Source organism: Parasphingomonas caseinilytica (assembly GCF_036663755.1).
Taxonomy (GTDB): Bacteria; Pseudomonadota; Alphaproteobacteria; order Sphingomonadales; family Sphingomonadaceae; genus Sphingomonas.
On record NZ_JAXOJL010000002.1, the window covers coordinates 269,244 to 283,976 of the forward strand.

Annotated in this window: 16 protein-coding genes; 1 reads left to right on the plus strand and 15 read right to left on the minus strand. The window is 65.9% G+C overall.

Annotated features, from left to right (window positions below; genetic code table 11):
* Positions 1-2 precede the first annotated feature (2 nt).
* From U1738_RS07705 to U1738_RS07725, 5 genes are all read right to left on the minus strand, one after another.
* A complete protein-coding gene (locus U1738_RS07705) occupies positions 3-425 on the minus strand; it encodes a 23S rRNA (pseudouridine(1915)-N(3))-methyltransferase RlmH (RefSeq protein ID WP_332788460.1) in 423 nt (140 codons plus the stop codon).
* A 123-nt stretch (positions 426-548) separates the two neighbouring features.
* Positions 549-989, minus strand: coding sequence for a ribosome silencing factor (rsfS, locus tag U1738_RS07710; protein WP_503643682.1), 441 nt, complete (start codon positions 987-989; stop codon positions 549-551).
* An 8-nt stretch (positions 990-997) separates the two neighbouring features.
* Entirely contained in the window at positions 998-1,597 is a 600-nt protein-coding gene (locus U1738_RS07715; protein ID WP_332788461.1) for a nicotinate-nucleotide adenylyltransferase, read from the minus strand.
* On the minus strand, positions 1,594-1,941 hold the full coding sequence (locus tag U1738_RS07720; protein WP_332788462.1) for a hypothetical protein: 348 nt from the start codon (positions 1,939-1,941) through the stop codon (positions 1,594-1,596). Before U1738_RS07720 ends, U1738_RS07715 begins: the two co-directional genes overlap by 4 nt.
* Positions 1,938-3,200 carry a glutamate-5-semialdehyde dehydrogenase gene (locus U1738_RS07725; protein WP_332788463.1) on the minus strand — a complete coding sequence of 421 codons (1,263 nt, stop codon included), beginning with the start codon at positions 3,198-3,200 and terminating at the stop codon, positions 1,938-1,940. Before U1738_RS07725 ends, U1738_RS07720 begins: the two co-directional genes overlap by 4 nt.
* 79 nt (positions 3,201-3,279) lie before the next feature.
* Between U1738_RS07725 and U1738_RS07730 the strand changes: the two genes are divergently transcribed.
* The gene (locus U1738_RS07730) at positions 3,280-4,341 is read left to right on the plus strand and encodes a DUF3667 domain-containing protein (RefSeq protein ID WP_332788464.1); all 1,062 of its coding nucleotides are present in this window, start codon (positions 3,280-3,282) and stop codon (positions 4,339-4,341) included.
* Between the two features lie 6 nt (positions 4,342-4,347).
* Here the strand turns inward: U1738_RS07730 and U1738_RS07735 are convergent, their stop codons facing one another.
* From U1738_RS07735 to ruvA, 10 genes are all read right to left on the minus strand, one after another.
* A complete protein-coding gene (locus U1738_RS07735) occupies positions 4,348-4,758 on the minus strand; it encodes a hypothetical protein (RefSeq protein ID WP_332788465.1) in 411 nt (136 codons plus the stop codon).
* A 76-nt stretch (positions 4,759-4,834) separates the two neighbouring features.
* Positions 4,835-6,793: an ATP-dependent zinc metalloprotease FtsH gene (gene ftsH, locus U1738_RS07740; protein WP_332788466.1), complete on the minus strand. Its 1,959-nt coding sequence runs from the start codon at positions 6,791-6,793 to the stop codon at positions 4,835-4,837.
* A gap of 83 nt (positions 6,794-6,876) precedes the next feature.
* Entirely contained in the window at positions 6,877-8,028 is a 1,152-nt protein-coding gene (tilS, locus tag U1738_RS07745; RefSeq protein WP_443026993.1) for a tRNA lysidine(34) synthetase TilS, read from the minus strand.
* Positions 8,003-8,983: a tetratricopeptide repeat protein gene (locus tag U1738_RS07750; protein ID WP_332788467.1), complete on the minus strand. Its 981-nt coding sequence runs from the start codon at positions 8,981-8,983 to the stop codon at positions 8,003-8,005. The genes tilS and U1738_RS07750 overlap by 26 nt, the downstream gene beginning before the upstream one ends.
* Positions 8,984-9,044: 61 nt before the next feature.
* A complete protein-coding gene (locus U1738_RS07755) occupies positions 9,045-10,034 on the minus strand; it encodes a helix-turn-helix domain-containing protein (RefSeq protein ID WP_332788468.1) in 990 nt (329 codons plus the stop codon).
* Positions 10,035-10,146: 112 nt separating this feature from the next.
* Positions 10,147-12,423, minus strand: coding sequence for a phosphoenolpyruvate--protein phosphotransferase (ptsP, locus tag U1738_RS07760; protein ID WP_332788469.1), 2,277 nt, complete (start codon positions 12,421-12,423; stop codon positions 10,147-10,149).
* A 54-nt stretch (positions 12,424-12,477) separates the two neighbouring features.
* Positions 12,478-13,497, minus strand: coding sequence for a Holliday junction branch migration DNA helicase RuvB (ruvB, locus tag U1738_RS07765; protein WP_332788470.1), 1,020 nt, complete (start codon positions 13,495-13,497; stop codon positions 12,478-12,480).
* On the minus strand, positions 13,494-13,796 hold the full coding sequence (locus U1738_RS07770) for a type II toxin-antitoxin system RelE/ParE family toxin (protein WP_332788471.1): 303 nt from the start codon (positions 13,794-13,796) through the stop codon (positions 13,494-13,496). Before U1738_RS07770 ends, ruvB begins: the two co-directional genes overlap by 4 nt.
* Positions 13,789-14,040, minus strand: coding sequence for a ribbon-helix-helix domain-containing protein (locus U1738_RS07775; protein WP_332788472.1), 252 nt, complete (start codon positions 14,038-14,040; stop codon positions 13,789-13,791). The genes U1738_RS07770 and U1738_RS07775 overlap by 8 nt, the downstream gene beginning before the upstream one ends.
* A gap of 56 nt (positions 14,041-14,096) precedes the next feature.
* Complete coding sequence (ruvA, locus tag U1738_RS07780) at positions 14,097-14,687, minus strand: Holliday junction branch migration protein RuvA (RefSeq protein ID WP_332788473.1); 591 nt, start codon at positions 14,685-14,687, stop codon at positions 14,097-14,099.
* Between the last annotated feature and the right edge of the window lie 46 nt (positions 14,688-14,733).

The window sequence follows — 14,733 nt, forward strand, 5'->3', positions numbered from 1 at the left end:
GCCTAACCTTCGCGGTGATAGGGGTGATTGGCAAGAATGCTGGTCGCACGCCACAATTGTTCGGCGAGCATCGCGCGGGCGAGCATGTGCGGCCAGGTCGCGCGGCCGAACGACAGCAGCAGATCGGCCTGCGCCCGATCGGCATCCTCGAACCCGTCGGCTGCGCCGATCATGAAGCGCGTCTCGCGCACGCCGTCGTCGCGCCAGCGGCCAAGCTTCTCGGCGAAGACCTTGGAGGGCATTACCTCGCCGGTCTCGTCGAGCATGACGATGCGGGTCTGCGGTTCGACCGGGGGCAGCTTGCCGCCGGTATCGGGCAATTCGGTGATCCGCGTCGGCCAGTTGAGGCGCTTCATGTAGCGCGCGACCAGCTCCGCCTCCGGGCTGCGCCCGATCCGTCCGCGCGCTACGATATGGAGCAGCATCTCCCTAGCCCCGATCTGCTGGCATCACGCGCCGGCCACCGTTCGTCCAGAGCCTGTCGAAGGACAAGCACTGAGCATGGGCTTCGACAAGCTCAGCCCGAACGGAACCGGGTACACGGGGTCTCAGTCGTCCGAATCGTCGGACGTATCGAATTCCGCGAAATCCGGATGCAAAGCGGGCGTGGGCGCTGGCTCCGGCGCGTCGCCGAACGCCCACATGCGTTCCAGATTGTAGAAGCTGCGCACTTCCGGGCGGAACAGGTGGACGATCACATCGCCTGCGTCGATCAGCACCCAATCGGCGGTCGGCAGGCCCTCGATCCGCGTCTGGCGGCCGAGTTCGCCCTTGATCTTCTCCTGCAGCTTCTGCGCCATCGAGGCGACCTGGCGAGTCGAACGGCCGCTGGCGATGATCATGAAATCTGCGATGCTCGATTTGCCGGCGAGCGGAATCGATACCGTTTCGACCGCCTGATCGTCGTCGAGGCTGGCCATGATCAGCGCGTGGAGCGCGGCCACTTCCTCGGGATCGGTCGCGCGGATGACGGGGGAAGTAGAGGCCAAGACAGTTCCTATGTTGATCGGGTGAAGTGCCGCATCCAGGCGGGATCGGCCACGCGCAGGCAGCTCGCGGAGGTCGGGTCGGGGCGGAATCGCAACAGCACGAGTGCCGGCAGTCTCCACATCGTCCAGCTCTTGGAGTGGTGTGCGGGCCGCTGCCAGCGCCGCAACCAACCCATTGCGGGACCCGCATGGGCAGCATGCTCATAGCCCGGACGGGCGATCACCGCAATCGGCATCGTACGCGCGATGGTGCGCCAGGATTTCCAGCGGCCGAACTGCGCCAGATTGTCCCCACCCATCAGCCAGATGAAGCGGTTCTTCGGATACAGGCGAACGAGTTTTTGCAGCGTATCGACGGTGTACCGGGTGCCGAGCCGGGTCTCGATATCGGTCGCCCGGATCGGCGCGCGACGCGCCATGCGTCGCGCGGAGGCAAGGCGCATGGCGAGCGGCGCCATGTCCTTCGCACCGGCCTTCAACGGATTGCCGGGCGAAACCAGCCACCACACCTCATCCAGATCGAGCGCACGCATGGCCGCGAGGCTGATCGCGCGATGCCCCGAATGCGCCGGATTGAACGATCCGCCGAGCAGGCCGATACGGGTCATTCCGGGAAACGACGAACAACCGCGATCAGACCGACAATCGCAGCGTTGAAAGCAGGCAGATCTTCCGCTGGAATCCAATATTCGCGGTGGGCGCGGCCCCCGGCTTCCTCGATGCGATAGGCTGACAGGAAATCGCATCGTATATCGAAGCGCGTGACAAACCCTGACCCGCTGGCGGGCACGTTCCAGTCACGGGCGATTTTCACCGCGTAATCTTTGGTAGTGACAGGATAGAAGATCGGCTGATCGGGCAGACGTGGAGGAAATCCCGTCATTCCGGTTGACTCAATCAACTTCAGTTCGGCAGGGTCGACAGGTCGCCAGAGGGTGACGGTATCGCTCAAGCCCGTACCTGCCCGGTCCCACGCCCGACCCATTTGTACGTCGTCAACCCCTCCAGCGCGACCGGGCCGCGTGCGTGTAAGCGTCCCGTGGCGATCCCGATTTCCGCGCCAAGACCGAATTCCCCGCCATCGGCGAATTGGGTGGAGGCGTTCCATAGCACGATCGCGCTATCGACGGCGGCGAGGAAGCGGTTCGCCGCATCCTCGTCTTCGGCGACGATCGCGTCGGTATGGTGCGATCCGTGCGCGGCGATGTGTGCCACCGCATCGTCCACGCCGTCCACGATCGCGGCGGAAGCGATCGCTTCGAGATATTCGGTGTCCCAGTCCGCGTCGCCGGCGGGCGCGATCGACGGATCGAGTGCGCGGGCGGCGGCGTCTCCGCGCACCTCGCATCCGGCATAGGCCAGCGCGCGGAGCAAAGCCTCGCCATGCGGGTAATCGCGGTCGATCAGCAGCGTCTCCATCGCGCCGCACACGCCGGTGCGGCGCAGCTTGGCGTTGACGACGATCGCCTCCGCCATCGCCCGATCGGCCGAGGCGTGGACGTAGACATGGTTGATGCCGTCGAGATGCGCCAACACCGGCACCTTCGCCTCGGCCTGCACCCGCGCGACGAGGCTCTTGCCACCGCGCGGCACGATCAGGTCGATCAACCCGTCCGCCGCCAGCATCGCACCGACGGCCGCGCGATCGGTGATCGGCACGAGTTGCGCGATGTCTTTGGGCAGCCCCGCCTCCGCCAGCCCGCGCACGAACGCGGCATGGATCGCGCAATTGCTGTGCGCCGCCTCCGATCCACCGCGCAGGATCACCGCATTGCCAGCCATCACACACAAAGCGGCGGCATCGGCGGTGACGTTGGGACGGCTTTCGTAAATGATGCCGATCACCCCGATCGGCACGCGCACGCGCGACAGAACGAGGCCGTTGGGCCGCACCGTCCGATCCATCACCGTGCCCGCCGGATCGGGGAGAGCGGCGATCGCCGCGACGCCGGCCGCCATGCCGTCGATCCGGCCCTCATCGAGCATCAGCCGGTCGAGCATCGCACCGGACAGCCCGATCTCCCGCCCGTGAGCCATATCCAGCGCATTGGCGGCAAGGATCTCCGGTGCGGCATCGCGGAGCACCTGCGCGGCGGCGGTCAGTCCACACGACTTCGCATCCGCCGGCAGCGCGCCGACGATCCCGGCGGACGCGCGGGCGCGGTGGCCCATGTCTGCAATCAGGGCGGCGGGATCGATAGTTTCGCTCATGCCGCTTTCGCTATCACGCCCTGCGATCACTGCCAAAGCCCTATCGCTTTCCGTCGATCCGGTGATAGGTTCCGCCGCGATGACGGGGGAAATCGGAGCAATCGGCGATATCGCCACCGGCACCTTGCTGGGCCGCGCAGTCGAGCCACGCGCGGGCGAATCGCATGGCGGCGATCATGCCCATGGCATCTGCCTGAATTGCGGCACCGCCCTGATCGGCGAATATTGCCACGCCTGCGGGCAGAACGAGCATGTCCACCGGACGCTCGGGTCGATCGGGCACGATCTGTTGCACGGCGTCTTCCACTTCGAGGGCAAGATCTGGCGCACGATCCCGATGCTGGTGCTGCATCCGGGGGCGCTGACGCGGCGGTATGTCGCGGGCGAACGCGCGCGGTTCGTATCGCCCCTCGCATTGTTCCTGTTCACCGTGTTCCTGATGTTCGCGACGATCCACACTTTCAGTGGCGACTTCGGCAATTCGAACATGACGGCGGCGCAGCGCGCCGAAGCGACCCACAAACTCGATGCCCAGATCGCCGCGGCCACGACCGAACTGCAAAAGGACAAGGCCTCGCCCGGCGACAAGACCGAGGCCGATTTCGTCGCGCTCGAAGGGACGATCACGGGCATGAAGCGAGCGCGTACCGCGATCGTCGGCGTGAAGCCCGGCGATAACGATTTCACCTTCACCGACATGAAGACCGGCTGGCCGGCGCTGGATCGCGGCATCGCCAAGGCCAATGCCAATCCCGGCCTTATGCTCTACAAGCTGCAATCGAGCGCCTACAAATACAGCTGGGCGCTCATTCCCATCTCCACGCCGTTCGTCGCTCTGCTGTTCCTGTGGCGGCGGCGCTACAAATTATACGACCATGCGATCTTCGTGACCTATTCGCTGGCCTTCATGATGGGGCTGGTGGTGGTGCTGAGCCTGCTGCAAAAGATCGCGGCGCCGGACTGGATCTTCTCGATGATCGTCGCATTCGCACCGCCGATCCACATGTTCGCGCAACTGCGCGGCGCTTATGATCTGCGCAAACGATCGGCGCTTTGGCGGACCATCGCTTTGCTCGTCTTCGCCTTCGTCGCGCTCATCGCGTTCTGCATCCTGCTGCTGGCGATGGGCTTGACCGGCTAGGTCCGGCTACGCCTTCTTGGCGCAGGGGTAGCGGCTGACCAGAACGCGCGCGAAGCCCTGTTTCAGTGGCATGTCGCGTTCCGCCGCAGGGATCGATTCCAGTGCGGCGAGGAATTCGCCGCCGCCCATCTTGGTGCCCTTGGGCGGGCAGGCGAGCGGCGGCTTGCCCGCCGCCTCGCGCGCATCGCTATCCGCCTTGAGCGCCAGACCGGCAGACCGTGCCGCCTCCTTGACCTGCGTCAGATCGGACGAGGCCAGCGCCAGCGGACCAAGGCCCTTCAGTTTGGCGACCTTGGCGAGAAACGTGCGCACCGACATCGACGTAGGCGTCGGCGTCGGCGGAGCGACGGGCGGGGCCGCCTGCACGGAAACCGCCGCCAAGCACGCCAGCGCAAATGCCAAACCTGTCCGCTTCATATCAAAAACCCTCCCGCAAGCATGCTTGCGGGAGGGCTATGAGGACCGCGATGAACGGTCGATTAAGTGGCTCGGATTACGCCCCGAGCGGGGTCGGGCTGCCGAACGGACCCTTGGGACGCTTGGTCTTGGGGATCGAGGTGCCAGCTGCCGCCAGCGTCGGCGCCTTCGGGCCGCCCTCCCGGTCGATCGGCGTGCCCCCGATCAGCGCCTTGATCTCGTCGCCGGTGATCGTCTCGAATTCGAGCAAGGCACCTGCGATCTCATGCAACTGATCGACGTGGCGCGTGATCAGCTCGGTCGCCCGCTTGTGCCCGTCCTCGACCAACCGGCGGATTTCGCCGTCGATCGCCAGTGCCGTCTCGTTCGACATATTGTGCCGCTGCGTCTGCGAATAGCCGAGGAAGGTTTCCCCCTGCTGTTCCTCGTACTGAAGCGGGCCGATCGAATCCGACATGCCCCATTGCGTCACCATCGCGCGGGCGAGCTTGGTCGCCTGCTTGATGTCCGACGATGCGCCGCTAGACACCTTGTCGTGGCCGAAGATTACTTCCTCAGCGACACGACCGCCCATGACGGACGCCAGATCGGCGTACATCTTGTCGCGGTGGTACGAATAATTGTCGCGCTCCGGCATCGAGACCACCATGCCCAGGGCACCGCCGCGCGGGATGATCGTCGCCTTGTGGATCGGATCGGACGCCTTTTCATGCACGCGGACCAAGGCGTGGCCGGCCTCGTGATAGGCGGTCATGCGCTTCTCATCGTCGGTCATGACGAGTGATTTCCACTCGGTGCCCATGATCACGCGATCCTTGGCCAGTTCGAACTGCGCCATCGCCACGAGCCGCTTGCCGAGACGGGCCGCCATCAGGGCCGCCTCGTTGACGAGGTTCGCCAGATCGGCACCGGCCATGCCCGGCGTGCCGCGCGCGAGCGTGCGGGCATCGACGTCGGGTGCCAACGGCACCTTCTTCATATGCACTTCGAGAATCTTCACACGGCCTTCGATATCCGGCAGCGGAACCGTCACGCGGCGATCGAAACGGCCCGGACGCAGGAGCGCAGGATCGAGCACGTCGGGGCGATTGGTCGCCGCGACGATGATGATGCCTTCCGAAGCCTCGAACCCGTCCATCTCGACCAGCAACTGGTTGAGCGTCTGTTCGCGTTCGTCGTTACCATTGCCCAGCCCAGCGCCACGATGGCGGCCGACCGCATCGATTTCGTCGATGAAGACGATGCACGGTGCCGACTTCTTGGCCTGTTCGAACATATCGCGCACGCGGCTCGCGCCGACGCCGACGAACATCTCGACGAAGTCAGACCCGGAAATGGTGAAGAACGGCACGCCAGCCTCACCAGCAATCGCGCGGGCGAGCAGCGTCTTGCCGGTGCCGGGCGAGCCGACCAACAGGGCACCCTTGGGGATCTTGCCGCCGAGGCGGGCGAACTTGGTCGGATCCTTCAGGAACTCGACGATTTCCTCCAGCTCCTCGCGCGCTTCGTCGATGCCTGCGACATCGGCGAAGGTCACGCGACCTTCTTTCTGCGTCAGCATCTTGGCGCGGCTCTTGCCGAAGCCCATCGCGCCGCTGCCGGAATTCTTCTGCATCTGGCGCAGCACGAAGAAGGCGATGCCGAGGAACAGCAGGAACGGCAGCGAATTGATCAGCATGACCTGCCAGATCGCCGGGCCTTCCTCGGGCTTGGCGGTGATCGCCACGTTCTTGGCGCGCAGGCGATCGATCAGCTGCGGATCGGGCAGCGCATAGGTCTTGAACTTGGTGTCGTTGGTCAGCGTGCCGGAGATGACCTCACCGGCGACGTTCACGTCCTTGACGCTGCCTTCCTGAACCTTGTCCAGGAACGACGAATAGGCGATCGCCGTGCCCTGCGGCTGGCGGTTCGGCGCATCGAACATCGTGACGAACACCGCGAGCGCGAGCAGGATGCCGACCCAGATCAGCAGGCTTTTCATCCACGGGTTGGGGCCGTTACCGTCCTGACCGGGCTGCTTGTCGTTATCGTTCATTGGATTCCCACGCACCTAGCTTCATCCAACAAGATAGGCGCAGGGAGGTTAATGGCAATGGAACAGAAAAGAGAATATGCCGATCAGGTGTTCCGACGCGGCGGAGCGGCCCGAAACCGCCAGATATTCGCGGTTGCCGAGGCCATTACTCCGGCCTGAGTGGCCCCTTTCCCCGCCTCCAGCGCATCCAGCAGCGATTCGATATTGGTCGCCGGTGTCCAGGCGGGAGTGAGAATCGCCCGATCGGTGCGCACGGCCGTGATCGTGGCGCGGGCAAGACGACGGCGTACTTCGCGTGGCAGGCCCGCCACGTCGCTACGGCGTTCGCCGGGATTTGCGGGCAGACCGTGGGTTTCGAGCAGCCAGATTTCCAATGCGCGGAGATCATGGTCGATCTCGGCTAGATGGGCGGCGGACCGGGCGATCTGGTCGGCATCGAGCCACGGGTTTTGATTGAGCAGCGTGCGGAAGCGAGTGCGATCGTAGCGGGCGCTGGCGTTGCTGGGATCGTCCACGAACGGCAGTTTCCAGCCCTCGGCCAGCGTGCGGAGTTCGGCGCTGCGCCAGTCGAGCAACGGGCGAAGCAGGATCAGATTATGCTCGATCTGCTGCCGGGGCCGGATCGCGGCGAGACCCGCAAGCCCGGACCCGCGTGCGGCGCGCATCAGGAAGGTCTCGGCCTGATCGTCGGCATGATGCGCGGTGGTGAGGATCGTCGCCCCGGCGTCGCGTGCCCAATCGGTGAGCAGCGCGTAGCGCGCGGTGCGGGCGGCGGCTTGCAGATTGGCGGTGCCGAGCGGGGTGGCGGGGGTTAGCGTGGTGTGGGGGATGCTTTGCCCACTGCCGTTCCCCGGCGAAGGCCGGGGCCCAGTCGGGAAGGTTTTAATTGGCTTGTGATGCGCGTCGTCATCGGCGTTGCGCGACTGGGCCCCGGCCTTCGCCGGGGAAGTGCCGAGGGTTAGGCAATAGTCCGCCACCATCGCCGCCTCGTCCGCAGCCTCCGCGCGCAACCCATGATCGACCGTTGCGGCAATCACCTGCCCCGGCCACGCTGCCTCGGCCAGCGCGAGCAGGGCCATGCTGTCCGGCCCGCCGGATACGGCGATGGCGATGATATCGTCCGGGGCCACCGGTCGCCGCAACGCCGCCGCCACGTCATCGCGGAAGCGCGCGACCGCTGCGGCGCGCGCCGTCAGCGGCCGGCCCGCATCATTTCCCGCACTTCTGCGCCACACGGCCCTTCGCCACGCCAGCCTTCATCGCGTCGTTCAGTTTCTCGGGATAGACTTGGGTCAGTTCGTCATAGACCTTGCAGATCTCGGTCGACGGCTTCTTCAGGATCGTCAGCGCCTGGGCCAGATAATAGAGACTTTCGTGCGCGCGGTCGCCCTTGGGCTGATTGCGGTAATTGTCGTAGAAGGCGAGGACGGCGAGGTTGGGCTTGCCATCGTCGAGCAGCGCGCGGCCGAGCATGTTCTGCGCGCGGCTGAGGCGACGGTGCTGCGGGTAATCCTTTACCAGCGCCTTGAACTGCGTTTCGGCCTCCGGATACAATTTCGCCTCCCACAGGCGGTAGCCGTAATTGTAGGTGTCTTCACCGGCATCGTCGGTCGCGGGCTTCTCGACCGCGGCGAGGCGATCGGCGCGGGCCGGATCCTTGGCGGTCGCCGTGGGTGCTGGCTTCGTCGTGGCAGCCGGATCGGGCTTGGCGGCCGCGGTGGACACGAGCTTGGCCGGCGTCGGGCGTACCTGTTCCCCCATCGTCGGGGCGGTCGACAAAGCAACCGGCGCTGCCGTGCCTTCCAGCGCCTTCAGGCGAGCGTCGGTGGCGCTTTTGTAGGCGGTAAAGCCTTCCTCGATCTGGCGCAGCTTGAACTGGTTCTGCTCGATCTGCCCGGTCATCGAACTGAGCTGCGATTCGAGCGCGTTGACCCGCGCGGTGAGATCGGTGACCGGCGTGTCGGCAGGCGTGCCGATCGGGTTGGTCGTCGCCTCGGCACCGGTGATCTCGGGCTGGATCAGCTTGCCGTTCGCACTTGGGAACACCTTGCGCTGCACCGCGCGCATCTGGCCCTCGAGCCGATCGACCCGCACCTCGACACTGGCATCGCGCGATTGCGCCGTCGCCGGAAGGACGGGCAGTGCCGCCGTGCCGAGCAGGATTGCGATCGTGGTGAGACAGGTACGCATGGACACCCCCCGGTGCGAGTGACGTGGAAACATATTGGAGATCGTCATCCTGTCGCCAGCCTCAAGGATTGGTGGTCGGTGCGGGCGCCGGCACCAGGACAGGCGGCGCGGCCTCCGGCGGCGGCTGGCTTGGCGGCAGGCGCGAAACTCGCGGCTGGGCGCCGGGCAAGCGGGCCGGTGCGGCCGAAGGCTCGTTGCGGAAGGCCGCCGGCGGCGTGTTCGTTTCCCGCGTTGCCGGTTTGCTCGTCGGGGACGATGTCGGTGCCGGCGTGCCACTGGCGCGTGCGCTGAGTGCTGCAGCGCCGATCGGCACGTCCTTGATTGCCACGCGCCCGCTGCCAAGCGGAGGCAGGGCCGATCCGTTGAGCGTCACCTGCAATTTGTCCGGACGACCGACATTGATCATCGGGCCGTTGGCGTCGCTGGGCACATCGTATTTCTCGCCCGGCTTCAACGTGTTCAGGAACAGCGTCTTGCCGGTCGCGTCATAGACCCGCATCCACACCTCGTCCGTCGCGGTCAGCACGACCTGACCACTAGCCGGCGCGGCGGCAGGCTTCGGAGCAGCCGAAGGGACAGGCGCGGGCGGCATGATCTCGGCATTGTCGGTCGCCGCGGCCGGTGTCGCGGAACCGCCCCGGAACAGGTTGGTGCCGTACCACAATCCGACGCCGAGCAGCAGCAAAGCGACGATCACCCCGGCAACGACCGCCAGTCCGAACGAGGGCGTGCGCGACGGTTCGTCGATCTCATATTGTTCGTATTCGGTGCGCCGCACGCCGATGTCCTGCCCGCGCACCTCGCGGGCGATCGCCACTTCGTCCAGCCCGACCGCGCGGGCATAGGCCTTGGCGAAACCGACCGCATAGGTGACCGAAGGCATCGTCTTGAAACTGTCGGTCTCGATCGCCTCCAGATGACGCACCGGTACGCGCGTGCGCGCGGCGATTTCCGCCAGCGACAAGCCTTGCGCCTCACGCGCCTCGCGCAACCGCTCCCCCGCCGTCTTGGGGAACAGGGTGGCGTCTTCTGCCGGCGGTAGGTCGGTCATTTCCATCTCCGGCAGGAAGGGTGCGGCCCGTTGATATCCTGCATGTCTTGCAAACGTGTCTCACAAAGGGGCACTCAAGTGTCAACGCCCCGCGCGGCCCGCTGTCACATCATTACGCCAGTTCGACGCCGTTTTCCGCCGCCCAGATTGAAAGCGCACCGCGCATGTCGCGCGGGGATTCGACCAACAATGCCTGCATCTTGGCCATCAAGGCAGCGCGATCGAGCGAACGCACCATTGCCTTGATCGGGCCGACCGCCGCCGGGGTGATCGACAGGCGATCAATGCCTAGGCCGATCAGCGCCATCGCCTCCAGAGGACGCCCGCCCATCTCGCCGCACACCGCCAGCGGCTTGCCCGCCGCCGCGACCGGCGCCTGGACGCGCGCCAGGAAGCGGAGGATCGCCGGGCTGAGCCAGTCGTACCGCTCGGCGAGCTTGGGATTGGCGCGATCGGCGGCGAACAGGAATTGCGTCAGATCGTTGGTGCCGATCGACAGGAAATCGAGTTTCGGCAGCAATTGGTCGAGCATTTCGGCCAGCGCCGGTACTTCGAGCATTGCCCCGTAGCGAATTTCGATCGGCAGCTTCTTGCCCCGTTTGCGCATCCAGTCGCGCTGTGCCTCGAACAGGTTGCGCGCCTCGTCATATTCCCACGGCTCGGAAACCATCGGGAACATCACGCTCAGGGTGCGCCCTGCCGACGCCTCCAGCAATGCGCGGGCCTGTACCTTCATCAGACCGTCGCGATCGAGCGCAAGGCGCAGCGCGCGCCAGCCCATCGCCGGATTCTCCTCCTCCTCGGCATCGTCCTTGACGAGATAGGGCAAAGCCTTGTCGCCACCGATATCGACGGTGCGGAAGATCACGGGCCGGTCGCCCGCCGCGTCCAGCACGTCCTTGTAGAGCCGCTGCTGCTGCGCCTTGGTCGGCAAGGTGGCGGAGACGAGGAACTGGAATTCGGTGCGGAACAGGCCGATCCCGTCCGCGCCAGTGACGTCGAGCGCCGCCACGTCGTCGCGCAGGCCGGCATTGACCATCACGGTGACGCGGTGGCCGTCCCTGGTGACCGGCAATTCGTTCTTCAGCGCGGCAAAGGCGGCGCGGCGCTTCTGGCGCATCTGTAGCTTGGTCTCGAATGCTTCCTCGATCGCCGGTGACGGCCGCGCGAAGACGTTCGCCTCGGCTGTGACGTCGAGCAGCAGCATGTCGCCCTCTGCAATCGCGCGACGCACACCCTTGACGCGGCCTAGCACCGGCACGCCCATCGCGCGTGCGACGATCGTGACGTGCGCGGTGAGCGATCCCTCCTCCAGGATCACGCCCTTCAGACGGCGGCGATCATATTCGAGCAGCTCGGCCGGGCCGAGGTTACGCGCGATCAGGATCGTATCCTGCTTCAGGCCGCCCTGCGCCGCCGTGCCCATCTGGCCGGAGACGATGCGCAACAGGCGGTTCGACAGATCCTCCAGATCGTGCATGCGATCGGCCAGCAACGGATCGTCGATCTGCCGCATCCGGGCACGGGTACGTTGCTGCACGCGCTCGATCGCGGCCTCCGCCGTCAGCCCGGAATCGATCGCTTCGTTGATGCGCCGTGCCCAGCCCTCGTCATAGGCGAACATCTTGTAGGTCTGGAGCACCTCGTCATGTTCGCCGGCACCGCCGAATTCGGCCTGCGAGGCGATGCGATCGATCTGCTCGCGCATCCGGTCGAATGCGGCATAGACGCGGTGGCGCTCGGCCTCGGTATCCTCGGCGACGGTATGTTCGATCGTGACGCGCGGCTGGTGATAGACCGCAAAGCCGCTGGCCATGCCTTCGACCAGCTTGAGGCCGGGGATGCGCACGGCGGCGGTGGATTGCGGGCGCAGATTGGCGGCGGCGCTGGCATCGACCAGATCGGCATTGGCGATCAGTTCGGACAGCACCATCGCGACGGTCTGCAGCGCCTCGATCTCGACATCGTCATATTTGCGCTGATCGACATGCTGAATCGCCAGCACGCCGACCGCGCGTTCGCGGCGGATGATCGGCACGCCGGCAAAGCTGTGGAAGCGCTCCTCGCCCGTTTCAGGATTGTGCACGAAATTGGGGTGGCTGGTCGCCTCGTCGAGGTTCAGCACCTCGACGAACTCGGCGATCGTGCCGACCAGCCCCTCGCCCAGCGCCAGCTTGGTGACGTGCACCGCCTCTTGTGACAGGCCGCGCGTGGCATAGAGTTCGAGCACGCCGTCGCGCAGCAGGTAGATCGAGCAGACCTCGCTGTTGATCGCCTCGCCGACGATGTTGACCACGGCGTTGAGCTTGGCCTGCGCGGCCGTGCGCGACGCCATCACGTCGTGCAGGCGGACGAGGATTTCGCGGGCGGAGGCGACGGCGGATGGCATTTCGCGGAGCTAGCAGGTTGTGGGGGTCGGTTCTACCGGGCGGCGCGCAAGTAATTAATCGAACAGCCCCTCTTGCGCACCTTCCGGAGGGTTCAGGCCGAGATGCCTCCAGCCGAGCGCGTTCAGGCAGCGTCCGCGTGCGGTGCGGGCGACGAGGCCGAGCTGGATCAGATACGGCTCGATCACTTCCTCGATCGTATCGCGCGGTTCGCTGAGGCCCGCCGCCAGCGTCTCCACGCCGACCGGGCCACCGCGATAGATGTCGGCGATCATCGTCAGATAGCGCCGGTCCATCGCATCCAGGCCGAGCGAATCGACCTCCAGTCGGTTCAGCGCATGATCCGCCGCCTTGGCATCGACCGTGTCGTGCCCGGCGGCATGGGCGAAATCGCGCACCCGGCGCAGCAGCCGCCCGGCGATGCGCGGCGTGCCGCGCGAGCGGCGCGCGATCTCGTGTGCGCCGTCCGGGGTGATGCCCAGGCCGAGCAGGCTCGCGGCGCGCGTCACCACGCGCTCCAGCTCATCGACGGTGTAGAAATGCAGCCGCACCGGGATACCGAAGCGATCGCGCAAGGGGGTGGTGAGCAACCCCTGCCGCGTCGTCGCGCCGACGAGCGTGAAGCGCGGCAGATCGATCCGCACGCTGCGCGCCGACGGCCCCTCCCCGATCATCAGATCGAGCGCGCGATCCTCCATCGCCGGGTACAGCACCTCCTCGACGGCGGGCGCGAGGCGGTGGATCTCGTCGATGAACAGCACGTCGCCATCCTCGAGATTGGTGAGCAAGGCGGCGAGATCGCCCGATTTGGCGATCACCGGGCCCGAGGTGGCGCGGAAGCCGACGCCCATTTCCCGCGCGACGATCTGCGCCAGCGTGGTCTTGCCGAGGCCGGGGGGCCCGAAGAACAGCACGTGATCCAGCGCATCGCCGCGTGCCTTGGCGGCGGCGATGAAGATGCGCAGGTTTTCGCGCGCCGCCTTTTGCCCGACGAAATCGTCGAGGTTCTTGGGGCGCAGCGCGGCGTCGACGTCTTCCGGCGTGCGTTGGGGGGTGAGGATACGGTCGTCGGTCATGCACCGCCGCCCATAACACGCGGCACGTCTCTCGCATGATGCAGAATTCGAACGATCAGGATACCCGCAGCATCAGCGCGATAATAAACGCGGTGCGATCGATAGCCGTAACTTCGCATTCCGTTGCCCAAATCGTTCTCAGCGACACCTGCCGAGGGGTTCTCGCCAACGAAGGTAAAAACGCCACGTAATCCAAGCAGATAGGCGCGGGCGGCGACTGTACCAAAAGCGGCTTTGCTGTAAATCCGGATGTCCCGCAGATCGTCGCGAGCCGCCGAACCGATCTGCGCCTTAGGCACGCAGATTCGGATCCTCGTTCAGGATGTCGTCAAGCACGTCCTCCGGCGTGCCTTCGAGCACACCCGATGCCAGCCCCTCGTCGATCATTGCCTTCAGCCATTGGCGATCGGCGGACGCGTGGGCCTGATCGCGGCGCACCAGGTCGCGGAGATAATCGGCCGCGTCGGCATAGCTGCCCTCCGACAAGCGGGCATCGACCCAGGTCTGCAACGCGGGCGGCATCGATATGGAGAGCTGTGTCATCTCGTGAATATAATCCAGTCGAGGTTCTAGGCCAATATCGGTCATCAACCCACCGATCACTTCGCCGCCTTCCGGAGCGCCAGCCGCACCAGCGCATCCAGCGTCGCGCCTGCGCCCAGTTCCTCCTCCGCACTCGCCACCGCCGCATTGGCTTCGGCGGGGCGGAAGCCGAGGTTGAGCATGGCGGAGACGGCGTCCGCCCCGGCCCCGACCGGCGAGGCTAGGCCGGGCGTGCCGATCGCGACCGCGCCGATCCGGTCCTTGAGTTCGCGCACGATGCGTTCGGCGAGTTTCGGGCCGACGCCGTTGGCGCGGGCTACCATCGCCTTGTCCTGCGCGGCGATGGCGCGGGACAGATCGCCGGGTTCGAGCGCGGAGAGGATCGCCAGCGCGACGCGGGCGCCGACGCCCTGCACGCTGGTGAGCAGGCGGAACCAGTCGCGCTCCGCCGCGCTGGCGAAACCGACCAGGCGGATGAAATCCTCGGCCACCAGCATCTCGGTATGCAGCATGCACGCCTCACCCACCGGCCCGATCGCGGACAAGGTGCGCGAGGATGCGCCGACGAGATAGCCGACACCGCCGACGTCGATCACCGCATGGTCGATATCGGTGGCGCTGAGGATGCCTTTCAGATGCGCGATCATCGTTCGACCCCGAAGTTCACACAAAGTCACACGAAACGGAGCCCAG